This window comes from Nitrospirillum viridazoti CBAmc (genome assembly GCF_000730165.1).
GTDB classification, from domain to species: Bacteria; Pseudomonadota; Alphaproteobacteria; order Azospirillales; family Azospirillaceae; genus Nitrospirillum; species Nitrospirillum viridazoti.
Genome location: NZ_CP022110.1, coordinates 1,181,209 through 1,204,567 on the forward strand (window position 1 = coordinate 1,181,209; position 23,359 = coordinate 1,204,567).

27 protein-coding genes are annotated in these 23,359 nt (G+C 67.4%); 15 read left to right on the forward strand and 12 right to left on the reverse strand.

Annotation, left to right across the window (positions count from 1 at the left end; translation table 11 throughout):
- Window positions 1-15 precede the first annotated feature (15 nt).
- Genes sufB through Y958_RS05565 form a run of 6 tightly spaced genes read left to right on the forward strand, consistent with a single transcriptional unit; the run spans window position 16 to window position 5,733 of the window.
- Window positions 16-1,500 carry a Fe-S cluster assembly protein SufB gene (gene sufB, locus Y958_RS05540; RefSeq protein ID WP_088872495.1) on the forward strand — a complete coding sequence of 495 codons (1,485 nt, stop codon included), beginning with the start codon at window positions 16-18 and terminating at the stop codon, window positions 1,498-1,500.
- Window positions 1,501-1,545: 45 nt separating this feature from the next.
- Complete coding sequence (gene sufC, locus Y958_RS05545) at window positions 1,546-2,304, forward strand: Fe-S cluster assembly ATPase SufC (protein ID WP_088871216.1); 759 nt, start codon at window positions 1,546-1,548, stop codon at window positions 2,302-2,304.
- A gap of 14 nt (window positions 2,305-2,318) precedes the next feature.
- A complete protein-coding gene (gene sufD, locus Y958_RS05550) occupies window positions 2,319-3,620 on the forward strand; it encodes a Fe-S cluster assembly protein SufD (protein WP_145727800.1) in 1,302 nt (433 codons plus the stop codon).
- Window positions 3,617-4,885 (forward strand): aminotransferase class V-fold PLP-dependent enzyme, encoded by a 1,269-nt coding sequence (locus Y958_RS05555; RefSeq protein WP_088871218.1) that lies wholly within the window; start codon window positions 3,617-3,619, stop codon window positions 4,883-4,885. The genes sufD and Y958_RS05555 overlap by 4 nt, the downstream gene beginning before the upstream one ends.
- A gap of 14 nt (window positions 4,886-4,899) precedes the next feature.
- Window positions 4,900-5,361 carry a Fe-S cluster assembly sulfur transfer protein SufU gene (sufU, locus tag Y958_RS05560; RefSeq protein ID WP_088871219.1) on the forward strand — a complete coding sequence of 154 codons (462 nt, stop codon included), beginning with the start codon at window positions 4,900-4,902 and terminating at the stop codon, window positions 5,359-5,361.
- A gap of 12 nt (window positions 5,362-5,373) precedes the next feature.
- Window positions 5,374-5,733: an iron-sulfur cluster assembly protein gene (locus Y958_RS05565; protein ID WP_088871220.1), complete on the forward strand. Its 360-nt coding sequence runs from the start codon at window positions 5,374-5,376 to the stop codon at window positions 5,731-5,733.
- Window positions 5,734-5,789: 56 nt separating this feature from the next.
- Here Y958_RS05565 and Y958_RS05570 read toward each other — a convergent pair whose 3' ends face one another.
- The gene (locus tag Y958_RS05570) at window positions 5,790-6,200 is read right to left on the reverse strand and encodes a nuclear transport factor 2 family protein (protein WP_088871221.1); all 411 of its coding nucleotides are present in this window, start codon (window positions 6,198-6,200) and stop codon (window positions 5,790-5,792) included.
- A 173-nt stretch (window positions 6,201-6,373) separates the two neighbouring features.
- The gene (locus Y958_RS05575) at window positions 6,374-6,754 is read right to left on the reverse strand and encodes a winged helix-turn-helix transcriptional regulator (RefSeq protein WP_088871222.1); all 381 of its coding nucleotides are present in this window, start codon (window positions 6,752-6,754) and stop codon (window positions 6,374-6,376) included.
- 74 nt (window positions 6,755-6,828) lie between these two features.
- Between Y958_RS05575 and Y958_RS05580 the strand changes: the two genes are divergently transcribed.
- Entirely contained in the window at window positions 6,829-7,809 is a 981-nt protein-coding gene (locus Y958_RS05580; protein ID WP_088871223.1) for an SDR family oxidoreductase, read from the forward strand.
- A 44-nt stretch (window positions 7,810-7,853) separates the two neighbouring features.
- On the opposite strand, the gene Y958_RS05585 is transcribed toward Y958_RS05580, so the two are convergent.
- Genes Y958_RS05585 through Y958_RS31855 form a run of 4 tightly spaced genes read right to left on the reverse strand, consistent with a single transcriptional unit; the run spans window position 7,854 to window position 9,355 of the window.
- A complete protein-coding gene (locus tag Y958_RS05585) occupies window positions 7,854-8,246 on the reverse strand; it encodes a peroxiredoxin-like family protein (RefSeq protein WP_276328580.1) in 393 nt (130 codons plus the stop codon).
- Window positions 8,159-8,518, reverse strand: coding sequence for a redoxin family protein (locus Y958_RS32730; protein ID WP_276328581.1), 360 nt, complete (start codon window positions 8,516-8,518; stop codon window positions 8,159-8,161). The genes Y958_RS05585 and Y958_RS32730 overlap by 88 nt, the downstream gene beginning before the upstream one ends.
- A gap of 50 nt (window positions 8,519-8,568) precedes the next feature.
- A complete protein-coding gene (locus Y958_RS05590; protein ID WP_088871224.1) occupies window positions 8,569-9,189 on the reverse strand; it encodes a glutathione S-transferase family protein in 621 nt (206 codons plus the stop codon).
- Entirely contained in the window at window positions 9,182-9,355 is a 174-nt protein-coding gene (locus tag Y958_RS31855; protein ID WP_186291276.1) for a hypothetical protein, read from the reverse strand. The genes Y958_RS05590 and Y958_RS31855 overlap by 8 nt, the downstream gene beginning before the upstream one ends.
- A 113-nt stretch (window positions 9,356-9,468) precedes the next feature.
- Between Y958_RS31855 and Y958_RS05595 the strand changes: the two genes are divergently transcribed.
- Both Y958_RS05595 and Y958_RS05600 read left to right on the forward strand, forming a co-directional pair.
- A complete protein-coding gene (locus Y958_RS05595; protein WP_088871225.1) occupies window positions 9,469-10,365 on the forward strand; it encodes a LysR family transcriptional regulator in 897 nt (298 codons plus the stop codon).
- Window positions 10,366-10,464: 99 nt separating this feature from the next.
- Window positions 10,465-11,235 carry an enoyl-CoA hydratase/isomerase family protein gene (locus Y958_RS05600; protein ID WP_088872496.1) on the forward strand — a complete coding sequence of 257 codons (771 nt, stop codon included), beginning with the start codon at window positions 10,465-10,467 and terminating at the stop codon, window positions 11,233-11,235.
- A gap of 59 nt (window positions 11,236-11,294) precedes the next feature.
- Here the strand turns inward: Y958_RS05600 and Y958_RS05605 are convergent, their stop codons facing one another.
- The 5 genes from Y958_RS05605 to Y958_RS05625 all read right to left on the reverse strand — a co-directional run bounded on the left by Y958_RS05605 (window position 11,295) and on the right by Y958_RS05625 (window position 17,636).
- Window positions 11,295-13,373 carry a beta-galactosidase gene (locus Y958_RS05605; protein ID WP_088871226.1) on the reverse strand — a complete coding sequence of 693 codons (2,079 nt, stop codon included), beginning with the start codon at window positions 13,371-13,373 and terminating at the stop codon, window positions 11,295-11,297.
- 48 nt (window positions 13,374-13,421) lie between these two features.
- Window positions 13,422-15,035 carry an alpha-L-fucosidase gene (locus Y958_RS05610; protein WP_186291277.1) on the reverse strand — a complete coding sequence of 538 codons (1,614 nt, stop codon included), beginning with the start codon at window positions 15,033-15,035 and terminating at the stop codon, window positions 13,422-13,424.
- A gap of 6 nt (window positions 15,036-15,041) precedes the next feature.
- Window positions 15,042-16,070, reverse strand: a complete 1,029-nt coding sequence (locus Y958_RS05615; protein ID WP_088871227.1) for a LacI family DNA-binding transcriptional regulator — start codon at window positions 16,068-16,070, stop codon at window positions 15,042-15,044.
- Window positions 16,071-16,285: 215 nt separating this feature from the next.
- A complete protein-coding gene (locus Y958_RS05620) occupies window positions 16,286-16,588 on the reverse strand; it encodes a putative quinol monooxygenase (RefSeq protein ID WP_088871228.1) in 303 nt (100 codons plus the stop codon).
- Between the two features lie 31 nt (window positions 16,589-16,619).
- Window positions 16,620-17,636 (reverse strand): NADP-dependent oxidoreductase, encoded by a 1,017-nt coding sequence (locus Y958_RS05625; protein ID WP_186291278.1) that lies wholly within the window; start codon window positions 17,634-17,636, stop codon window positions 16,620-16,622.
- A 91-nt stretch (window positions 17,637-17,727) separates the two neighbouring features.
- Between Y958_RS05625 and Y958_RS05630 the strand changes: the two genes are divergently transcribed.
- The 5 genes from Y958_RS05630 to Y958_RS05650 all read left to right on the forward strand — a co-directional run bounded on the left by Y958_RS05630 (window position 17,728) and on the right by Y958_RS05650 (window position 21,767).
- Window positions 17,728-18,639: a LysR family transcriptional regulator gene (locus Y958_RS05630; RefSeq protein ID WP_088871229.1), complete on the forward strand. Its 912-nt coding sequence runs from the start codon at window positions 17,728-17,730 to the stop codon at window positions 18,637-18,639.
- Between the two features lie 149 nt (window positions 18,640-18,788).
- The gene (locus Y958_RS05635) at window positions 18,789-19,439 is read left to right on the forward strand and encodes a glutathione S-transferase family protein (protein ID WP_088871230.1); all 651 of its coding nucleotides are present in this window, start codon (window positions 18,789-18,791) and stop codon (window positions 19,437-19,439) included.
- A gap of 54 nt (window positions 19,440-19,493) precedes the next feature.
- Window positions 19,494-20,084: a TetR/AcrR family transcriptional regulator gene (locus Y958_RS05640; protein ID WP_088871231.1), complete on the forward strand. Its 591-nt coding sequence runs from the start codon at window positions 19,494-19,496 to the stop codon at window positions 20,082-20,084.
- A 113-nt stretch (window positions 20,085-20,197) separates the two neighbouring features.
- A complete protein-coding gene (locus Y958_RS05645; RefSeq protein ID WP_088871232.1) occupies window positions 20,198-20,686 on the forward strand; it encodes a hypothetical protein in 489 nt (162 codons plus the stop codon).
- Window positions 20,687-20,843: 157 nt separating this feature from the next.
- On the forward strand, window positions 20,844-21,767 hold the full coding sequence (locus tag Y958_RS05650; RefSeq protein WP_088871233.1) for an alpha/beta fold hydrolase: 924 nt from the start codon (window positions 20,844-20,846) through the stop codon (window positions 21,765-21,767).
- 22 nt (window positions 21,768-21,789) lie between these two features.
- Here Y958_RS05650 and Y958_RS05655 read toward each other — a convergent pair whose 3' ends face one another.
- Window positions 21,790-22,236 (reverse strand): acetyltransferase, encoded by a 447-nt coding sequence (locus tag Y958_RS05655; RefSeq protein WP_088871234.1) that lies wholly within the window; start codon window positions 22,234-22,236, stop codon window positions 21,790-21,792.
- A gap of 259 nt (window positions 22,237-22,495) precedes the next feature.
- Between Y958_RS05655 and Y958_RS05660 the strand changes: the two genes are divergently transcribed.
- Window positions 22,496-23,353, forward strand: a complete 858-nt coding sequence (locus tag Y958_RS05660; RefSeq protein ID WP_088871235.1) for an oxidoreductase — start codon at window positions 22,496-22,498, stop codon at window positions 23,351-23,353.
- Window positions 23,354-23,359 lie beyond the last annotated feature (6 nt).

The following is a 23,359-nucleotide window of genomic DNA, read 5'->3' on the forward strand; positions in this document are numbered from 1 at the left end:
ATCGGATGGACCGCCATGTCGGACAGCGCGACCGCGAACCGCCCCGCCAGCAACGCCCCATCCGCCGGCCTGTTGGAGGGTATCGTCCAGGCGGAGGGCTACAAGTACGGCTTCATCACCGATGTGGAGACGGAAGACGCGCCGCCCGGCCTGAACGAGGACACCGTCCGCTTCATCTCCGCCAAGAAGGGGGAACCGGCGTGGCTGCTGGAATGGCGGCTGAAGGCCTTCCGCCGCTGGCAGACGATGGCGCCGCCGGATTGGGCCAAGCTGGACATCGCCCCCATCGACTATCAAGCCGCCAGCTATTATTCGGCGCCCAAGGCTGCGTCCGGCCCCAAAAGCCTGGACGAGGTCGATCCCGAGCTGCTGAAAACCTACGAGAAGCTGGGCATCCCCCTGGGGGAGCGCGCGGCCCTGGCCGGGGTGGCGGTGGATGCCGTGTTCGACAGCGTGTCCGTCGCCACCACCTTCAAGGACAAGCTGGCCGACCTGGGCATCATCTTCTGCTCCTTTGGTGAGGCGGTGCGGGAGCATCCGGAACTGGTGCGGCGCTACCTGGGTTCCGTCGTCCCCCAGGGTGACAATTTCTTCGCGGCGCTTAATTCGGCCGTGTTCAGCGACGGGTCCTTCGTCTATGTGCCGGCGGGCGTGCGCTGTCCCATGGAACTGTCCACCTACTTCCGCATCAACGCCGCCAAGACGGGGCAGTTTGAGCGCACGCTACTGGTCGCCGACCGGGGCGCCTACGTCAGCTATCTGGAGGGTTGCACGGCGCCGCAGCGGGACGAAAACCAGCTGCATGCCGCCGTGGTGGAACTGGTGGCGCTGGAGGATGCGGAGATCAAGTACGCCACCGTCCAGAACTGGTATCCCGGGGATGAGAACGGCAAGGGTGGCATCTACAACTTCGTCACCAAGCGCGGCGCCTGCCGGGGCGCCCGGTCCAAGATCAGTTGGGCGCAGGTGGAGACGGGGTCGGCCATCACCTGGAAATACCCCAGCTGCCTGCTGGAAGGGGAAGGATCGACCGGCGCCTTCTATTCCGTGGCCATCACCAACAACCGTCAGCAGGCCGATACCGGCACCAAGATGATCCACATCGGGCGCGACACCAGCTCGACCGTCATTTCCAAGGGCATCTCGGCCGGCCGGGGACAGAACACCTATCGCGGCCAGGTCAAGGTGCTGTCCAACGCCGACGGCGCCCGCAACTACACCCAGTGCGACAGCCTGCTGATCGGCAAGCGCTGCGGCGCCCACACCGTGCCCTACATCGACGTGCGCCATCCGGGCGCCAAGGTGGAGCATGAGGCGACGACGTCGAAGATCAGCGAAGACCAGATGTTTTATTGCCAGCAGCGCGGCCTGACGGCGGAGGACGCCCTGTCGCTAATCGTGAACGGCTTCTGCAAGGAAGTGCTGAACGAACTGCCCATGGAGTTCGCGGTCGAGGCGCAGAAGCTGCTGGCCGTCAGCCTGGAAGGCAGCGTGGGCTAGGCCGCCTGATACCCCCGCAACCCCGACCCAGCGAAGGGAACCATCATGAGCAAGCTTCTGGAAATCCGTGGACTGCGGGCCCGCATCGCCAATGGGCGGGAGGTGCTGAAGGGCATCGACCTGGACGTGGCGGCGGGGGAGGTGCACGCCATCATGGGCCCCAACGGTGCGGGCAAAAGTACCCTGTCCAGCGTGCTGGCGGGCAAGCCGGGGTATGAGGTGACCGGGGGCACGGTGCGCTACCTGGGCCAGGATCTGCTGGCCATGCCGGCGGACGAGCGGGCGCGGGAAGGGGTGTTCCTGGCCTTCCAGTACCCGGTGGAGATACCGGGCGTGAACAACATGTACTTCCTGCGCGCGGCCCTGAACGCCGGGCGCCGCCAGCGCGGTCAGGCGGAACTGGACGCGCAGCAGTTCCTGAAGGCCGTGCGGGAGCGGCTGAAGCTGCTGGACATCGGCGACGACCTGCTGCGGCGCGCGGTCAATGTCGGCTTCTCGGGCGGGGAGAAGAAGCGGAACGAGATTTTCCAGATGGCCATGCTGGAGCCGAATCTGGCCATCCTGGATGAAACCGACAGCGGCCTGGACATCGACGCCCTGCGCGCCGTGTCGGACGGTGTCAACCGCCTGCGCGATCCGGCCCGCGCCATCGTCATGATCACCCATTACCAGCGGCTGCTGGACTATATCGTGCCCGATCGGGTGCATGTGCTGGCCGATGGCCGCATCGTCGCATCCGGTGACAAGACCTTCGCCGCCGAATTGGAGCGCACCGGCTACGCCTATCTGGGCGACGCGGCGTGAGCGGGGGCGATGCCATGCTGATGACAGACGACAGCGCGCCGTTCCGCGACGCCTTCGACCAGGTGCTGGCCACGGTGGCGGAACCCGCCTGGCTCACCACCCGCCGGCGGGCGGAGATGGACCGCTTCGCCCTGCTGGGCTTTCCCACCCGGCGTCAGGAAGCCTGGCGGTTCACCGACCTGGAACCGCTCATCGCGGCGCCACCCCTGCCGGCGCCACCCTTGCCGGCGGCGGGCGGCGGCGATGGACCGGCACCGGCGTCGCTGGCGCCCTGGTTGCTGCCCGCCCCCACCCACCGGCTGGTGCTGGTGGACGGCCGGTTCGCGCCCGCGCTGTCGGCCGGTGGGGCCCTGCCGACCGGTGTGTGGCTGGCCCCGGTGGCGGAGACGCTGCGCCGCCGCCCGGACATGCTGGAAGGCGCCTTCGGGGATGGTGAGGAGGCATTTGCCGCCCTGAACGCCGCGCTGTTCACCGACGGGGTGGTCCTGGCGCTGGAACCGGGCGTGGTGCTGGAAACGCCGGTGGAGATCATCCACCACACCATGTCCGCCGCCCACGCCCGTCTGCACATTGCCCTCGGGGCCGGCGCCCAGGCCACGGTGGTGGAAACGGCGATGGGCACGGGGGGCGGCTGGGGCAACACCGTCGGCGTCATCAGCCTGGGCGCGGGTGCCGTGCTGACCCACCTGCACATCCAGGCGGAGGACCCGGCCGCCTGCCACACGGCGGCGGTGCGGGCCGCGCTGGCGGACCAGGCCCGGTATGAGGCCTGCGCCCTGATCACCGGCGGGCGCCTGTCCCGGCGGGACATGGCGGTCACCCTGGCGGGCGACGGGGCACAGTTCCGCCTGCACGGCGCCTATCTGCTGGACGGCGAGCAGGAGGCCACCCTGTCGGTCCGGGCCGATCATCTGGGCCTGGGCTGCCGCACGGAGGAGGTGGTGAAGGGCGTGCTGGCGGGGGCTTCCCACGGCGTGTTCCTGGGTACCGTGGCCGTGGCACCGGGCGCCGATGGCACCGACGCGCGCCAGCTGAACCGCAACCTGCTGCTCAGCCCCCAGGCGCGGGTGGACACCAAGCCGGAACTGGAAATCCTGGCCGACGACGTGAAATGCAGCCACGGCGCCACGGTCGGCAGCCTGGACGAGGCGTCGCTGTTCTATCTCCAGGCCCGCGGGATCGATCCGGAAACCGCCCGCCGCATGCTGGTGGAGGCCTTCGCCGTAGATGCCATCGATGCCGCCGGCCTGCCGGATGCGCTGGCCGCCCTGGCCCGCCGGCACCTGCGGCGCTGGCTGGATGGGGGTGCGTCATGACCCTGCTGCTGGAAGACCGGGCCGCGAGCCGGCCCGATGGCGCCGCGTTCGATCCGATGGCCGTCCGCCGCCAGTTTCCCATCTTCGGGCGCAATCCCGGCCTGACCTTCCTGGACACGGCCGCCAGCGCGCAGAAGCCGCGCGCCGTGATCGACGGCATGGCCGAGTTCTACCGTACCGACTACGCCAACGTGCATCGCGGCGTCTATGGCCTGAGCGCCCGCTCCACCGCCCGGTTCGAGGCGGCGCGGGAAACGGTGGCGCGTTTCCTGAACGCCACCGACGCGTCGGAGATCGTCTTCGTGCGCGGTGCCACGGAGGGCATCAACTTGGTGGCGCAAAGCTGGGGGCCGGCCTTCCTGCGCCCCGGTGACCAGGTGGTGGTGTCGGAGTTGGAGCACCATTCCAATATCGTGCCGTGGCAGATGCTGCGCCAACGCCTGGGGATAGAGCTGGTGGTGGCGCCCATCGGCGCCGATGGCGCCCTGGATCTGGTAGCATTCCAGGGACTGCTGGGGCCGCGCACCCGGCTGGTGGCCATGACCCACCTGGCCAACGTCACCGGCCATGTCGTGGCGGTGGAGGCTGTGGTGCGCCTGGCCCACGCCCACGGCGCCCTGGTCCTGCTGGACGGATGCCAGGCGGTGCCGCGCCTGCCGGTGGACGTGCGGGCGCTGGATTGCGACTTCTACGTCTTCTCCGGCCACAAATGCTATGGCCCCACCGGCATCGGCGTGCTGTACGCCAAGCGCGCGCTGCTGGACGCCATGCCCCCCTGGCAGGGCGGCGGCGACATGATCCGCACCGTCAGCTTCGCTGAGACCACCTACCAGGACGCCCCCCAGCGGTTCGAGGCCGGGACGCCCGACATCGCCGGCGCCATCGGCCTGGCCCTGGCGCTGGACTTCATGGACGGGCTGGGCCGCGCTGCCATCCGTGACCATGAGGCCGCCCTGACCCGTTATGCCGAGGCGCTGCTGACGGAAATCCCGGGGGTCGGCCTGGTGGCGGCGGGCGGCAGCCGGCTGGGTGCCCTGTCCTTCCTGGTGGACGGCATCCACCCGCACGATCTGGCCACCATTTTCGACCAGCATGACGTCGCGGTGCGCGCCGGCCACCATTGCGCCCAACCCCTGATGGACCGGCTGGACCTGCCGGCGACGGCCCGCGCCTCGTTTGGGGTCTACAGCACGGAGGCTGATGTGGAGCGCCTGGCCGAGGCCATCCGCGCGGCGCAGAAGCTGTTCGGCGTCGCGGCGCGATAGGAAAGGGCACCCCCATGGATTTGCGCGATCTCTACCAGGACATCATCCTGGATCACGGCCGTTCCCCCCGCAATTTCCGGGCCTTGGCCGCGCCCAGCCACTTCGCCCACGGCCACAACCCGCTGTGCGGCGACAAGGTCACCATCTTCCTGCGCCTGGAGGGCGACCGCATCGTGGAAGTCAGTTTCGAGGGCAAGGGCTGCGCCATCTCCACCGCCTCCGCCTCGCTGATGACGGAGGTTGTCTTGAACAAGACGCTGGCGGAGGCTGAGGCTCTGTTCGGCCACTTTCATGGCACCGTGACAGGGGGCGGTGGTGATTTGCCCGACGCCCTGGCGGAGGAGGGGGAGCGGCTGCAGCCCCTGACGGGGGTCAAGGCCTACCCCACGCGGGTGAAGTGCGCGACCTTGGCCTGGCACACGCTGGAGGCGGCGGTGAAAGGCGGCGGCCTGCCCGTGCCGGTGAAGACGGAATAGGGGGCGGCATCCATGCGTGTCTTCCAGGAGGAACCACTGCTGGCCAACGTGACGGCGGACGATGGCGACCCCGCCTTGACGGAGGCGGTGTTCGAGGCGCTGCGCACCGTCCGCGATCCGGAGATACCGGTCAACCTGGTGGACCTTGGCCTGATCTATCGGGTGCGGGGCCGCCGTGACGGCCTGGTCCATATCGACATGACCCTGACCACACCGGCCTGTCCCGTGGCCACCACGCTGCCGGGTCAGGTCCAGAACCTGGTCTCGCTGGTGCCGGGGGTCAGCGTGGTGCTGGTCGACATGGTCTGGGACCCGCCCTGGACCCGGGACCGCATGACCGAAAGCGCGCGCCTGGAACTGGGATTGGTGTAGGAGGCATCCCCCGATCTACGCGGCGCAGGGGCAGGGTCCGGGAGGGGCGTTAAAATCTAGGGTGTTCCGGCAGACCGCCGAAACTCTTCGGATGCTTCGTCGAGAAAGACGTACAGCGCCATGATTTGGCCATCGCGGACCGTGATGACATCCCAGCCGGTATATTCGGGTGTTTCGCCGCGCGGCCCTGAGCCCCAGGCGAGCCGCCCGGCATCGTGCAGCACCTGCGCCTTGCCCTGCGGTGTGTAGACATAGTGCGGATGCGTCGCCCGTAGATCACCGGCGAATTTGTTGATCGCCTGGCGCCCGACGATCACACCCGGTGGCACATGAAGCACCCCATCCTGTGCCCAGAGCTCGTCGATTGCGGCGCGGCGGCGCGTGTCGTCGCCTTCGCCGAAGACCTCCTCAAGGTTGCGGTGGAGCAACTCGCGGATGCGCTCCTCGGATTCACTGGATTGCAACATGGCATGTTTCCTTGAGAGGGCGACCGAACCTCGGCCAGGACACCCTTCGCAGTCGTATCGGGCGTGCGCTGGTGCCACTAATAGATACCAATGGAACGACATGACCTGTAGTACGGTAATTTAGCACCCACTGTTCCATGAATAGAACAATGGCGCGCGTGGAAACTATCGGTCTAGTCCGCCAATCGGTTCTGGTAGCGCAAGGCCCAGTCGTGCAACGCGCCGAAGGTCGGCATGAGATCGATGCCGGCTTGCGACAGCGCATACTCCACCCGTGGAGGCACCTCGGGGTAGGCGGTGCGAATAACGATGCCGTTGCGCGCCAAGTCACGAAGCTGCTCGGTCAGCATATGCTGCGTGATGCCCGGCAGCGCGCGGCGCAGTTCGCCAAAACGCATCGGGCCGGCGACCAGGCTGCATACGATCTCGATTTTCCATTTGCCGGTAATGGCCCTGATCGCCCGCTGGAAGCGCATAACCTCGATACGTTCCGGCCCCGTGCACCCATCGCATTCGTCACCGTATGTGCGCGGCTCGATAGTCTGCTTTTCCATATTACCTCTCAAAATCCATCCTACTTGTCCTCTTTCATCTGTCTGGCCGAATGTGAGGGCAAGGAGAAGGCGAAATGAGCAAGATTCTTGTCACGGGTGGTTCGGGATTCCTCGCCGGCCACTGCATAGCGGCGGCGCTGGCGGCGGGGCACGAGGTTTGCGCGACACTGCGCAATCTCGACAAGGTTCCGCAGGTCCGCGCCATGATGGTGGCGGCGGGTGTGGATCCCGATCATGGGGTCACCTTTCATGCCGCCGATCTGGGGCGTGACAATGGTTGGGGCGACGCCGCGGCAGGCTGCGACTATGTCCTGCACACCGCGTCGCCCTTTCCGCCCGTTCAGCCGGAGGACCCCAATGATCTGATCATACCGGCGCGCGACGGAACGTTGCGCGTGCTGCGCGCGGCCGGCCGCGCCGGAGTGAGGCGCGTTGTCCTCACCTCCTCTTTTGCCGCGGTTGGATACGGCCCGGCACAGGCAAGCCATGTCTATACGGAGGAGGATTGGACCCCCGTTGACGCACCAAACCAACCTTACATTCTGTCCAAAACCATTGCGGAGCGCGCGGCATGGGACTTTGTGAGGGAGGGCGGCACCCCGGAACTGAGCGTCGTCAACCCGACCGGAATATTTGGACCGGCGCTTGGGCCTCAGCTCTCCACGTCGATGAATATCATCAGAGGATTGCTGGATGGCGCCTTTCCGCCTGAATTGCCGGATATGTGGTTCGGCGTGGTGGATGTGCGTGACGTCGCCGACCTGCACCTTCGGGCCATGACCCAGCCAGCCGCGGCTGGTGAGCGCTTCATTGCGGTGAGCGGCGAACCGCTGTCCCTGCTGGAGGTCGCCACCATCTTGCGTGAAGGTCTTGGGGACTTAGCCGCCCGGATACCCAGCCGCGGCGCGCCTCCCTCTCCCAACGCGAACCGTCGGCGTTCCAGCGGCGCCAAGGCCAGGCAAAGGCTCGGCTGGTCGCCGCGGTCGGGCAAGGAAGCGATTATCGCCAGCGCAGAAAGCCTGATCCGGCTCAAATTGCTGCAGACGCTCGACTAGGACCGCGCTGGGGCCAGGTTGCCTTCGACCCGGCCGGCGTATGTTCAGGTGCCTGCGGCGCGGCGCAGGGCCGGCATCATGTCCTCGGGCTCCGGCCGGCGGGTGTAATCGGGATTGACCTCGGCATAGAGGATCGTCCCATCCGGCGCGATGACATAGCGGGCCGGCATCGGCAACGTCCAACTCTGGTCGCCGTTGAAGGCCGGAAGGTCGTTCTTCAGGCTCTTATAAAGATCGACGAGATAGCCGGGCAGTTCAAAGCGAAGGCCGAAGGCGGCGGCCACGTCGTTGCGCGTGTCGGACAGGATGGGGAAACTGAGCGCGTTCTGGCGGACGGACTTGCGGCTGTTCACCGGCAACTGCGGAGAGATGGCGACGAGGCTTGCGCCCAGCGCCTCGAACGCCGGCAGGGCGGCCTGAAGCGCCTGCAGCTCCATATTGAGGGGCACCACACGCCGCGATAGAAGCTCACCACCAGCGGTCCCCTGGCCAGCAACGCCGCCGATGAGACCGGCTTGCCATCGGGATCGTTCAGCGTGAAGGGGGGCGCCTGATCACCAGCCTTAAGCGCACGGGTGGCGGCGCCGCTGGCGATCAGCTCGGCGGTCGCGCGGTGCATGGTCTCGATCACCGACGGCGGCACGCTGTAGGGCGGCTTGCCGGCTTCGAAGTCCGCCTTGAAGGCGTCGAGCTTGGATTGCAGGGACATGGAACATCTCCGTGAAGGGGGCGGGGCTCATTCCCCGCCGGAATTGAGGGTCAGGCGGACGGCAGCAGCGCGTTGATGCGGGAGAGGGCGCGCTGAACGGCGGGGCGCGCCGCGACATCGGCGTACCAGCGGGCGACATGGGGCGTGTCCTCCAGCCCGACGCCGGCGAACTCGCGCCGCCACAGCCAGCCGAAATGGGCGATGTCGGCGATGGTGAACGCGTCGCCGGCGGCGTAGCGATGCCGCGACAGCACCCCGTCCAGTACGGACACGGTGCGTTTGGCCTCACCCAGGAAGCGTTCAATCGCGATCGGCTGCGGCTCGGCCGTGAAGCGCTGGAAGAAACCTGACTGGCCGAATGCGGGACCCAGCCCCGAGGCATGGAAGAACAGCTGCTCGAACACCCGGGCCCGGCCTTCACCGGAGGCCGGCAGCAGGCGGCCGGTCTTTTCGGCGAGATGGACCAGGATGGCGGCGGACTCGGTCAGGACCAGATCGCCATCGACCAGCACGGGCACCTTGGCGTTCGGGTTGAGTGCCACGAAATCGGGCGCCTTCTGCGCGCCCTGGCGGACGTTGACGCTATGCAGCTCGTAATCAAGCCCCAGCTCCTCCAGCGCGATCGGCACCTTGATGCTGTTGGGCGTGGCGAAGGCATAAACCTCAAGCATGGTGAGCTTCCTTTGTAACGCAGCCCGGGTAACGCAGCCCGGCGCGCAGGATGGGCGCGGCCAGCGCGACCAGTGCTGGAACCGGGCTGCCGGTAATTTGAAAGGTGAGGATCCCCTCCAGCAGGGACGGCGCGGCGGCGCTTCCCATCAGCCAACGAACCATCATCTCGATCTCCTCACCCCCCTCGGCCCATCCGAAGGCACGCCAATAGGTGCCCGTTCCACACTCGACGGGGCAGTGGGCTCTGGGCGATAAAGCTCATTCCAAGGAGGAATGACGTGGACCGATATCAAGCGATGGCGGCGTTTGTGCGTGTGGTGGAGACGGGCTCCTTCTCGGCGGCGGCGCGGCAGTTGAATGTCGGTCAGCCCGCCGTCTCGAAAACGGTCGCCCAACTGGAAGACCGGCTTCAGGTCAACCTGCTGATCCGCTCGACCCACGGGCTGAGCCCGACCGAGGCGGGCCAGCGCTTCTATGAGCGGGCCAAGGCTGCCATCCGGGAAGCCGACGAAGCGGACTTGGCCGCCCGCGGCGCGGGGGCGGGACTGTCCGGTGTCTTGCGCGTTTCGGCCGCGACCACCTTCGCCCGCCTGCATATCGTGCCGGTGCTGCCGCGCTTCCTTGAACAGCATCCCGAGTTGGAGATCGACGTGATCCTCGACGACCGCGTCATCGACCTGGTGGCCGAGGGCGTCGATGTGTCGCTTCGGATGGGCGCGCTGCCTGACTCAGCCGCGGTCGCGCGCAAGCTGGCGACGGGCCCGCGCTCCGTATTGGCCACGCCGGCCTATTTGGCGCGCCGGGGGGAACCGCAGAGCCCCGCCGACCTGGCCGGGCATGATGCCGTGATCCACAGCCAGTTGCCCAACGTGTGGTGCTTTACCCACGACGGCACCGAAGCGTCGGTTTCCATGCGCGGGCGCGTCAAGGTCAGCGCGGCCGAGGGGCAGCGGGCGGCGGTGCTGGCCGACATGGGGCTGACGATTGCCTCGGACTGGATGTTCGCGCCTGAACTGGCCAGCGGCGGGGTGCGCCGGGTGCTGGGGGACTGGGCCCTGCCGGCCCTCGACCTGTGGGCGGTCTTCCCCGGGGGGCGCATGGCCAGCGCCAAGGCGCGCGAATTCACCCGCTTCGTGGAAGCGGTGATGGCCCACCCGTATTCCGCGTTGGAATAAGCCATATCGCCCCGCGCCTTCGTCCGTCCCGCCGTTGGATGGCTTAGCTAATCCGTCAGGCCGCCGCTTCCGGACGGCTTGAGATCAAGGATGAGCACCATGGCCAAGTTCGAGACCTATCGCGACGCTTTCCCCAACGCCCGGCTGACCCGCAAGGACAATGGCGTCCTGGAAGTCGCCCTGCATACCGATGGCGGCAAGCTCGTCTTCAACGGGCATACGCACGAGCAATTCGTCGAGCTGTTCCACCAGATCGGCGAGGACCGGGACAATCGCGCCGTGATCCTGACCGGCACGGGCGACGCCTTCATGGACATGATCAATCCCGAGGGCTTCGATTTCTTCACGCCCCGGGGCTACGACAAGATCCTGCGCGAGGGCCGCAAGGTGCTGTCCAACATCCTCGACATCGAGGTGCCGATGATCACCGCGCTGAACGGTCCGGTCCTGCTGCACAGCGAATACGCGCTGCTGACCGACATCATCCTGGCGACGCCGGACACCGTGTTCCAGGACAAGCCGCACTTCGAGTTCGGCATCGTGCCCGGCGACGGCATGCACCTGCTGTGGCCGCACGTGATCGGCTCGGTCCGAGGGCGCTACTTCCTGCTGACCCGCCAGGTGCTGGACGCCCAGACGGCGAAGGAGTGGGGGGTGGTCAACGAGATCGTGCCGGCGGACCGCCTGCTCGCCCGCGCCCATGAGATCGCCGACGGCATCGCCGCGCTGCCGCCGCTGACCGGCCGTTACACCCGTATGGCGCTGACCCAGCAGCTCCGCCGCCTGATCGATGAAGGCACCGCCTATGGCTTGGCCCTCGAAGGCATCAGCGCCGCCGACGTCGCCCGCCGCATGGCCGCCCAGGGCTGAAATCACGGCCGCCGCCCGGTAGGCGCCGGGCGGCTGGCCTCGCCGGCGCCCTCTCCACGTTAGGGCAGCAGCTCGGCTTCCCAGGGGCCCAGAACCAGGCTGCCGTCGTAGCGACGATTGCTGACGAGCCCGGTCTTGACGCCGGTGATGGCAATGCGTTGCGCCTCCCGCGTCGTGTTCACATACAGCGTCCGCCCGTCCACGACGCGGGCGTAAACCCCGTCCGGGGTCTGCGGCCCCTGGTGAACACCCGCCAAGCCAGAGGCGTAGGCCAGGACCGGCGCCATGGCGGCAGGGGCGGGCTCCGTCGCCAGGTACAGGGCGGTGCCCTTGCCAAATTTGTTGATGGTGATGGCCGGCGTATGGTCGGGCGTGTTGTCGAAGGTCGCCAGCACCGTCGCCGTCGTCGGCGCCAGCACTTCATAATAATGAGTGGTGGCTGCCGTCGACGACGACCCCAGGCTGTAGCTCAGCGGCGCCTCCGACCGATAGAAGGCGTTGGTCTTCAGCCCGAACACATCGGACAGGCGGCCCGGCAGGGGCGTGTCGAACCATTGCGCATGCTCGTCCACCTTGGCCGAATAGCCGGTCATCAGCACCGTGCCGCCGTTCTGGACATAGTCCCGCACGGCCTTCGCGCTGGCCGGGTCCATCACATAGTCGGCGGGAATGACCACCAGCTTGTAGGGCGCCAGCGTGTCGTGCCCGACGTTGATGATGGCGGTATCGATGTTGGCCTTGAACAGGGGCTCGAACGCCGCTTGCACCATGTCGCCGTAGGCGCCCTGGAAATACTGCCGGGTGGTGCTGGATGGCCCGTTGGGGTGGGAGGCGATGGCGGATTCGAAGGAATAGGCGATGGCCACCTCAGGACGGGTGTGGCGCGGAAAGCCATAGCGGGAGAGCTGTTTGAACTCCCCGGCGATGCGGCCGAACTCATCCACCTTCCAGGACGGCGTGCCGTCATGGTCGACCAGGCCGAACAGGGCCTGCTCCTCCCCGCCCAAATGGCTGTTGAAGGTCCAGGCCAGGATGCCCTGCGCGCCCAGCAGCAACCCCAGATAGGCGTACATGCGGCTGCGGCCCGGCGTGCCGTAGTCGCCGCCCCCGCCGGCGGTGAACTCATTGAACCAGATGGGTGTGGGCAGGTCGCCCTTGGTCATCAGCGCGTTGAACGCCCCGCTTATGGGGTCGGCGGGGTAGAACCCCTCCGCGCCGTAGGAGACGTAGGATTTGTAGGTCGCCAGATAATCGAAGCCGCGCCGCGGCGCATAGTCCCAGAGGTTGGAGATGGTGGGGAGGTCCGGCATGGTCCGGCGGCGGATCGCGTCCAGCTCCCGGAGGCGGTCCACGGTGACGTCGGACCAATAGCGGTGCAGGTCCAGGAAGCGTTCCGCCGGGCCGGGGCCGTCGGCCAGGGGCAGGTCCACATCCGAGAAATCGTTGAGGCGGCGCGACCAGCGCTGCGTCGCCCAGGCCTTGTTCAGCGCGTCGATAGTGCCGTACTTGGTGCGCAGCCAGGTGATGAAGCGCTGGCGGTCGGCCTCAGAATACGACATGAAGCCGTTGCCGATCTCATTGTCGTAGCCCACAGCGATCACCGCTGGGTGGTGGGCATAGCGCTTGGTCATCGCCTCGGCCAGGATGCCGGCCTCGCGCACATAGTCCGGATCGCCGATGTTGTCCATGTAGCGTTCCGCCGGCGGCAGCCGCGCACCCGCCTGGTTGACGATATCGACCCCGGGATAGGCGCGGTGCAGCCAGATGGGGGCGGGCGTCCCGGGGATGTCCAGGATCACCCGGATGCCGGCGGTGTGCATCTTGTTCAGCACGGCGTCGAACCAGTCGAAGGTGAACTTGCCCTGCGCCGGCTCGAACGAATCCCATGACAGGTCGCCCATGCGCACCACGGTGAAGCCTGCGTGCTTCATGATGGCGATGTCCTGGTCGATCTGCGCCGGCGTGCGGTCGATCGGCTGGTAGCAGGCGCCGACGAACAGCTGGTCCGGGCCCGGCCAGCTGGCGGGCACCTGGGCCTCCCGCGCGCCGGCCGCGTCCATCGATGCGGTGCATAACAGGGCGGCCAGCAGCGTGCGCAGCCCCTGGCGCCGGAAACCGGCTGGAAAACGCGATGCCATATCTGTCTCACACGATCTGTTCTGGCGCCCGTGCCGTCGGGTCGGCGCTTATCGGATGCGGAAGGCGGGGGTGAAGGTCGGCCGCTGGTCCGGCAGGGTCACGCTGACGCCGTCGTCGGTCTGCTTGAACTCCAGGGCGCCGCCGCCCAGCAGGTCGATGCGCTGGACGGGGTGGGCCGCCGGCGTCAGGGTTCGGATGGTCAGGGACTTCCCGGCCGGCCATTCCTGGGCGTAGGCGTAGAGGGTATCGCCCTTGACCGTGAAGCGGATGTCTTCCGCCGTGAAGGGGCGCAGCTTGGCCTCGTTGAACTTGCCGGCCGCCACCTCCGTCGGTCCTTCGCCGTAGGTTTTCCAGGGGCGGGAGTCGAAAATCCCCTCGCTGTTGACGGCCATCCAGCCGACCAGTTCCTCCAGGATGCCGCGTTCCAGCTCATCGATGGTGCCGTCACTGCGGACCGGGACGTTCAACAGCAGGCAGCCGTTCTTGCTGACCACATCCACCAGGCGCTGCACCACCTGATGCGCGCTGAGGTAGCCCTTGCGTTCGTACAGGGGGCGGCTGTAGTGCCAGTCACCCAGGCAGGTGTCGGTCTGCCAGGGTTCGGCGACGATGTGGTCGGCAAATCCCCGCTCGATGTCGGCCACCACGGCGCGGCGCTGCAGGTCCGTCAGTTCCTTGCAGTTCACGACCACGTCCACAGCGCCCTTCCGGGCCACGCTCTGATTGTAATAATGGGCGGTGGCGCGCAGGCCGTAGTCGCCCAGGGGCAGGCCGGTATCGTCGAAATAGACCAGGTCCGGCTGATAGCGGTCCATCAGGTCCTGGCACCGTTTCAGCCAAGTCTCGGCGAAGGCCCGGTTGGGGGGCACGGACTCGTTCCAGATGCCGTCGTGGGACTCGTGCCAGGCGTTCATGGCGGCCAGGTCGGTGATCCCATCCGGGATCACCATGTTACGTCCCGTGTAAAGGTTCTGGGGGTCCAGTCCCTGCCACCATTTCCCGGCCCCATCAGCCTTGGTCAGGCGGAAGGCGTCGTAGCGCTGGCCCGCGTGGGGGCCGGTGGCGTCGTAGCCGTAGGCCGTCTGGTACCAGTGCCAGGCATGGCTCGCGTGGTTGCTGACGCCGAAGCGCAGGCCGTGCTTGCGCGCCGCGGCCGCCCAGCCGCCGACGATGTCCTTGCCCGGGCCCACCCGCGTGGCGTTCCAGGCGTGGTGGCGGGAGTCGAAGTTGTCGAAATTGTCGTGGTGGCAGGCCATGGACACCAGGTACTTGGCGCCCGCCGCCTTATAGAGCTTGGTCAGCTCCTCCGGGTCCCACCGCTCCGCCTTCCAGCGGTTGATCAGCTCCATGAAGCCGAATTGCGTGGGGTGGCCGTAGGTTTTGACATGATGTTCGTAGCTGGGGTCCCCCTGCATGTACATGCGGCGGGCGTACCAGTCGCCAAACTCCGGCGCGCACTGCGGTCCCCAGTGGGCCCAGATGCCGAACTTGGCGTCGCGAAACCAGGCCGGCGCCTGGTACCCGGCGGCCAGGGAGTCCCAGGTGGGCTGGAACGGGCCGGCGTCGGCGCGCGCCCTGGCGGCGACAGGCGCGGTGGACAAGGTGAGGGCTGAGACCGCGCCGGCATAGCGGACGAGGTCACGACGCGTCGGGCTTACCATAAGCTGCTATTCCTTCGGGGACCGGATGGTGGAGGCGCGCGCCACCAGGCGCGGCGGCACGAGATCGACATGGGGCGGCAGCGCCGCGTTCTTGGTGCCGGCCAGGCTGGTGGCCAGCTGGGCCACGCGCCGGCCGATGGCTTCGGCGCCCTGGTCGACGGAGGAAAGGGGGATGCGCAGGAAGTCGGCGTAGGAAAGATTGCCGCAGCCGATGATGGCGATGTCGTCCGGGATGCGCAGTCCCGCCTCCAGCACGGCGCGCATGGCACCCAGGGCGGAGGGGTCGTTGTAGCAGAACAGCCCGTCCGGGCGGGGAGACAGCGCCAGCAGGCGCCGTGTCGCGGCATAGCCGGCTTCCTCGCCCCGGTGGTCGCCCGACGGCCCCAGGTCCATCACCAGATCCGGCGCCGGCGCCAACCCGTGCTGGGCCAGGGCCTGTCGGTAACCGGACAGGCGCCCCGCCGCTGTGCTCACCTCCGGCCCGCGAAGATGGGCGATACGCCGGCATCCTTGCGCGATGAGATGCGCGGTGGCCAGCGCCCCCACCGCCTCATCGTCATTGCCGACGAAATGGGCCTCGGCGTCCGCGAACCGCCTATCCAGCAAAATGTGGGGCGTGCCCCGCCGCTCGATCTCCCGCAGGCCATCCATCGTCGTCTGGGTGGAGGCCAGCACGATGACATCCACCTGCCGGGCCAGCAGATTCCGGATCTGCTGCCGCTCCGCATCCGGTTCCTCATCGGAGGAAGAGATCAGCAGCCCGTATCCGTGGGCCCGGATGTCGTTGGCGATGGCCTTGGCGATGCCCGCGAAGAAGGGGTGGAGAAGGTCGGGGACGATCAGGCCGATGGTCCAGGTTTGGCCCGTGACCAGCGACCGAGCCATCAGGTTCGGCTGGTATCCCAGCTCCGCCACCCGCTCCAGCACGCGGCGGCGTGTCGCTTCCCCGATATCCGGGTGGGCGCGCAAGGCCTTGGACACTGTGACGACAGACAGCCCCAGTTCCAGCGCGATGTCTTTCATGCGGGCGGTCAAGATGCGCGCCTCTCCCCACGGTGTGCCGGTGCAGCCCTTTAGGCCTGTTTCGCGCGGCAGTTAGCGCTAACTTTATCGATTAAGCATATTTATAACAAGTCGGTTTTCTGAAAGGCTGCGCCTACGTCGGTGGGGATATATGGAGAACGGCCCAGCTCAATCCGCCAGGACCGATCTGGGCCGTTTCCTTGCGATTCGGTCCCTATGGCCGGGCATTATCCGTCCAGCAGGGACCGCTCGTTCGCGGCGTCGTATTTCCGGACATCGCCTGTCATCCGGCCCTGCCACTTCCCTACGAAGGCCCTCGTGTCGGGAGCGTCTAGGTGGGCGGAGAGGGAGGCCTGGTCGCGCCAGCGCTCAGCGACCAGCAACCGGCCTTTGCTTTGGTCATCCACCGCGACGGCGTAGGTCAGGTTGCCCTCGCGCTGCCGGACGGACCGCGCGAGCGCCTGGATATCGGCGGCGAACTCCTCCACCGCGGAGGGATCGACCTGAACATGGCCCATCACGATAAGCATGATCGCACACTCCTGGGATTCGCTTTTCCGGTCAGGCAACGGTGAGGGCGATCTTGCCCTGGATGTTGCCGCGGGCGGCACGCTGGTGCGCCTGGGAGGCCAGGGCGAGCGGGAAGGTGCTGTCGATCACGACGCGGACGGTACCGTTGTCGAGCAGACGGGCAGCCTGGGCCAGCTGCGCGCCGCTGGACCGGACCTGCGTCGTCGATACCGTGATGCCCAGCGTCTCCGCCTCGCCATGGCCGGTGAAGCCCAGGGGATAGACGGGGAAAAGCGCGCCGCCCCGTTTCAGGGTGCGCAGGAAGCGGCCGGTATCGGGCCCGCCGACGGTGTCGAGCACCAGGTCCGCGTCGCGCACCATCTCCTCGGCGGCCATCCGGGTGTAGTCTATGAACTGGTCGACGCCCAGGTCGCGCATCAGGCCTTCATTCTTTCCGGATGCCACGGCGATGACGCGCGCGCCCTGCCACTTCGCCAGTTGCACGGCCAAGTGGCCGACACCGCCGCCGGCCCCGTTGACGAGCACCTTCCGGCCGCGCAACGGCACCGGCTCATGCCTGTAAGGTTGAAACGGGTTCGGCGCGTCGTGCCCCAGCTCGATCAGGAACTGCCAGGCGGTGAGCAGGGACATGGGCGCGCCGGCCGCGTGGATGTGATCGATGCCGGCCGGCTTGCGGGCTAAGTCTGATACCGGGACGCTGACATAATCGGCATAGGCCTTGCTGCCCTCCATGACATGGTGGGGGAAGCGCACCATGGCATAGACCTCATCGCCCACGCCGAAATCACCGACATCGCCGGCAACGGCCGCGATGACGCCCGATATGTCCGACCCGAGGGTCAAGGGGAAGGTCGGGTGCGGTTGCCATTCGGGGGGAAGCGAACGATAGCCGTCCCGCAGGTACCAATCCGGTGGGTTGAGGCCGACGGCATGGACCTTGACCAGAGCCTCGCCGGGCGCGGGGGTAGGGCGGGGCGCGTCCTCATAGCGCAGCACCTCGGGGCCGCCGAATTCGTGCAGCCGCACCGCTTTCATCGTGTCGCTCATGATGCATTCCTTTCGTGCTTTCGAAGCTGAGACATAGTTTGGCTTCTGAGCACGAATTGACAATTCGGCTGGAAGTGGCTTCAGTATTTCCATGAAGGAACAAATCGGACTTGAAAGGCTCACCGGGCTGATCGCCTTCGCCCGCGTCGGCTCGCTGGGCAGCTTCACCGCGGCCGCCCGCTCGCTGTCGATTTCCCCATCGGCGGTGAGCAAGAGCGTCCAGCGGCTGGAGCAAAACCTGGGCGTCGCCCTGATCACCCGGACGACACGCTCGCTGACCCTGACGCCGGAGGGCCGTGACCTGCACGAGCGGGCTCTGCGGCTGCTGCGGGATGCGGAGGAGATCGAGCAGGCGGCGAAGTCCGCGCGGTCGGCGCCGTCGGGAACCCTGCGCATCGCCGCGTCCCTGCCCATCGGCATCCATGTGATTGCGCCGGCGCTGCCGGCGTTTCGGGCGCGCCATCCCCAGGTGGTGGTGGACCTGCGGTTGAGCGACCAGTTCGTCGACCTGATCGAGCAAGGGATCGACCTGGCCGTGCGGATCGGTGACCTGCCGGATACGCGGCTGCTGTCGCGGCGGCTAGCGCCGCACCGGTTCTGCTGCTACGCATCGCCCGCCTACCTGGCCGCCCGGGGAACGCCGTCGCATCCGGACGACTTGGCGCGGCACGACACCGCCGCTCTCCGCTATCAAAGCTCCGGGCAGATGTTGCGCTGGCCCTTTCTGATCGGGGATCGCGAAATCGAGATCGTGCCCGCGTCCGGCATCGTCATGGACGCCAGTGAGGCGCTGATAGCGGCGCTTGTCGCCGGTGGCGGCATCGGCATCAGCGCCGACTTTGTCGCCGCCCCCTATGTGGCGCGCGGGGAGCTTGTGCCGGTGCTGTCCGACTATGCGGTCGAGCGGCACAACATCACCGCCGTCTGGCCGGAAAGCCGTCGGGCCAACCCGGCGGTGCGCGCCTTCCTGGCCCATCTGCAGGATGCCCTGCCGGCCCAGTGACGCGCGGGGCGCCGCGTGGAAGAAAAATAAGGAACGGGGTGTCGGCGCGCGGCGGCGGCGTTCGTCGTTCCGGTGACGGCACCCAACGGCGTCCGGAACTTCGCGTCGCCTGACGGAAGATATCGTACAGTCACAGGGGAGGTTGTCCCATGAATCCCACCATCACCGCCTTTGAGCTGTCGCCCGATCGCGGCAGGGGCTTGGCGCGGGACATGCGCGTGCGCTGGGCGCTGGAGGAGGCGGGGCAGCCATATGACGTCCGGCTGCTCTCGTTCAGTGCCATGAAGGAACCCGCGCACCGCGCGCGGCATCCCTTCGGGCAAATCCCCACCTATGAGGACGGGGATCTCGCCCTGTTCGAGTCCGGGGCGATCGTGCTCCATATCGCGGAAAGCCAGGCCGGCCTGCTGCCACAGGATCCCGTCGCCCGGGCGCGGGCAATCAGCTGGATGTTCGCCGCCCTCAACACGGTGGAGCCGCCCATCCTGGACCTCCAGACCGTCCTGTTCCTGGAACGGGACAAGAGCTGGTTCGAGGAACGCCGGGCCATGGTCAAGGATGCCATCCGGCGGCGGCTGGCGGAACTCTCCGGCCACCTGCGCGATGCCGACTGGCTGGACGGTGGATTCAGCGTCGGCGACCTGCTGATGGTGTCCGTACTGCTTCGGGTGAAGGCGGCCGGCATCCTGGATGAGTATCCCAACCTCGCCGCCTACGTCGCCCGGGGGGAGGCCCGCCCGGCCTACCAGCGTGCCTTCGCCGCCCAGTTGGCGGTCTTCACCGCCGCATCGGGCGCCTGATGCGGGCTACCGCGAGGCTTGACAAGGTAACCTACTAGAAGGTAGGTTCGGCGCATGAGCACTCCATCCACCGCCCCATCCTCCACCGCCGATGAGATTTTAGCCTGCGCCCGGTCGCTGGTCATGGCGGGCGGCTATAATGGCTTCAGCTACGCCGATATCGCCGCGGTCGTCGGCATCCGCAAGGCCAGCATCCACCACCATTTCCCCAACAAGGTGGATCTGGTCCGCACGCTGGTCGCCCGCTATCGCGAGGAGGCGCGCACCGGAATAGCGGAGCTTGAGCGCCATGTCCCCGATCCGCTCGCGCAACTCCGCAGCTACGCGGGGTATTGGGAGGGGTGCATCACCGACGCCAGCGCGTCCTTCTGCATTTGCGCCATGCTGGCCAGTGAGTTGCCCATCCTGCCGGAAGAGGTGGCACTGGAGGTCAGGGCCCATTTCCGCTTCCTGGCGGCTTGGCTGGCCTCGGTGTTCGAACGGGGGGCGCAGCAGGGCCTGCTTCGTCTCAGCGGCACGGCGCGGGCGGAGGCGGAGGCGTTCTTGGCCGCCGTTCATGGGGCCATGCTGTCCGCCAGGGCCTATGGCGACCCCAAGATGTTTGGGGTGGTCATGACACCCCTGCTGGACCGGCTTTCTGCCTGATAGGGACGCCGCCTGACGCTGGGCGGCGTCTTCGCGCGCCCAAGCTACCTACCTACTAGTCGGATGTTGTTGCAGCATCTGTATTTCCCCTTTGCGAACTAATGGAGATCGACATGTTTGGAATTTCGCCCCTGGGCTGGGTGCACACGCTGGGCAGCCTGCCCGCCATTCCTCTGGCCCTGTACATGTTCGCCCGCCACGGGCGGATCGTGCCGCGGTCGGGACCTGGCGCCGTCTATTTCGTGTCGATGCTGATCGGGGGCGTCACGGTGTTCCTGGTCGCCCACCAACCCGTCAGTTATGGCATCGCGGTGGTGACCATCCTGCTGCTGCTCGCCGGATATGGGGTCGGGCGCGTCCCTGGCCTGGGTCGCGCCGGCAGGTATCTGGAGACGATTTTCCTCAGCCTGACGACCTTCCTGCTGATGGTGCCGACGGTCAGCGAAACCCTGCGCCGTGTCCCCGATGGCCACCCCCTGGTCACCGACCTGAAGTCGCCGCTTCTGCTCGGCGCCCAGGCGGCCCTTTTCGTCCTGCTGGTCATCGGCGTGGCCGCCCAGATCCTCTTCCTGCGCCGGCAGGGCAAGGCCGCCGTCTCATGACGGCCGCGTCCTGGGCCGCCGATCCCGCCGACAAAAACCCCCGTTATCGTCCAAACGGGACATGCATCTACAATCAAACGTGTCGCAAGACGGTATAGGGATGGCGAAACAACCAGGCGAGGGGTTCGGGCCCCTCCGTTTCGCGAGGACCGTCCCCATGCTGAAACTGCTGGCCGCGACCGTGGCCGCCTTGTGGTGCCTTGGCGTCGGTGCCGCCAGCGCCAAGGTCATGCCGTTCCCGTCCACTTGCCACGCGCGGCAGGTCCCGGCCAACGGCACCACCCTGCACGTCCGCGTCTGCGGCAGCGGCCCCGCCGTCGTCCTGGTGCATGGCTATGGGGAGACTGGCGACATGTGGGCGCCGCTGGCCGCCGACCTGATGCGCGATCACACCGTGATCGTGCCCGACCTGCGCGGCATGGGCCTGTCCGCGCGCGCCACCAGCGGTTTCGACAAGAAGACGCAAGGCCAGGATATCGCGGGCGTGCTGGACGCGCTGGGTATCGGCAAGGTCGATCTGGTCACCCACGACATCGGCAACATGGTGGGCTACGCCTTCGCGGCCCAGAACCGTGACCGCGTCACGCGTTTTGTGCTGATGGACGCGCCCATTCCCGGCGTTGGCCCTTGGGATGAGATCCTGAAAAGCCCCTTGCTCTGGCATTTCCGCTTCGGCGGACCGGATATGGAGCGGCTGGTGGCGGGGCGGGAGCGCATCTATCTCGACCGTTTCTGGAACGAGTTCTCCGCCGACCCGCGCCGGTTCGACGAGGCGTCGCGCCAGCACTACGCCGCCCTCTACGCCCGCCCCGGCGCCATGCACGCCGGGTTCGAACAGTTCAAGGCCTTCGACCAGGATGTGAAGGACGACCAGGCCTTCCTGGCCCAGGGGCCGCTCACCATGCCGGTCCTGGCCATTGGCGGCGACCATTCCTTCGGGCCCACCATGGCGGTGGTGGCGCGCGCCGCCGCCAGCAATGTGCAGGAGCTGGTCATTCCTCAATCCGGCCATTGGCTGATGGAGGAACAGCCGGCGGCGACGGTCGCCGCCATCCGCGCCTTCCTGGACGCCAAGGTGTGACGTCGGAGCGTGATCTTGGCCGTCAACCGCCCGATCGCAAATGAATCAGCGGATAGCTCCGCCCCTGGCCGTCGAGGGCGGAGCGCCCGGTGGGATGGAAGCCCAGCCGCTCATAAAAGCCCACGGCCTGGCCGTTCTGCTCGTTCACGTCGGTGGTGAGGACGGGGTGCAGGGTCAGGGCATGGGCGACCAGCCGGCGCCCGACCCCAGTCCCCCTGTGGCTGGGATCGACGAACAGCGCCTCCATATGCGCGCCGTTCAGCAGCATGAAGCCGATGGGCCGGTCGGCGGCGTCGCCCCCCAGCCACAGCGGGGCCGTGGGCAGGAAATCCGCCACCTCGGCATCGATTGCCGCCCTGTCGGCGGGTGTCAGGAAGTCATGCGTGGCGTCGACGGCCCGGCGCCAGATGCCGAGGACCCGGACCCCGTCGCGGGCTTCTGACGGTCGGATGGTGATTGGGTTCGTCATTGGATCCCCCTGTGCAGTTCGTCGGCCGGGGAGAACACACGCCCCTCCATTCCACAGTCGCTGACGGCCGTCACTCCGGCCCGGCGGACGGAAGCAATCACAGTTGAGTTGAGTCTCGCGAACCGCGTCGGGGTCCAGGGCGCAGCCCCGGAGGCAACGAAGTTCCACAGGCCTATGTCGCCTTGCCGGTTGGACGGGAACCGGCGCGCTGCTTTAGGGTGGCGCCTTCTGGTAGCGATCCCATTCCGGAGCAACGTTCATGGCTGACACCCCCGCCTTGGAAACCCCCGTCTGGCTTATCACCGGCTGTTCCACCGGCTTCGGCCGCATCCTGGCCCAAAGGGTGCTGGCGCGCGGCTGGCGGGTGGTGGTCACGGCGCGTGACGCCGCCCAGGTGATCGACATCGTGGCGACGGCGGATGAGCGGGCCATGCCGGCGGCGCTGGACGTCACCCAGTATGACCAGATCGACGCCGTGGTGGCGGCGGCGCAGGAGCGGTTCGGCCGCATCGACGTGTTGGTGAACAACGCCGGCTACGGCTACCAGAGCGCGATCGAGGAGGGGGTGGAGGCTGAAATCCGCGCCCAGTTCGACACCAACGTCTTCGGCCTGTTCGCCATGACGCGCGCGGTTCTGCCCCTGATGCGGGCGCAGGGCGGCGGGCACATCCTCAACATCACCTCGGTCGCCGGCCTGGTGGGCTACCCCGGTTCCGGCTACTACGCCGCGTCCAAGCACGCGGTGGAGGGCTGGTCCGACAGCCTGCGGGCGGAGGTGGAGCCGCTGGGCATCGGCGTCACCTGTGTCGAGCCGGGTCCCTTCCGCACCGACTGGGCCGGCCGTTCCCTGCGCCAGACAGCCAGCCGCATCCCGGATTACGCCGACACGGCGGCCAAGCGCCTGGCCGCCACCAAGGACATCAGCGGCACCCAAGCGGGGGACCCCGTGCGGGCCAGCGACATCATGATCGAGATCACGCAACAGGCGACCCCGCCGCGCCATGTGGTGCTGGGTGCCTGGGGCCAGGATGCGGTGGTGACGCGGCTGCGCCAGCGGCTGGCGGAAATCGAGGGCCAGCGCGAGCGGGCGCTGTCCGCCGATTTCCCCAATCCCTGAGGCCGG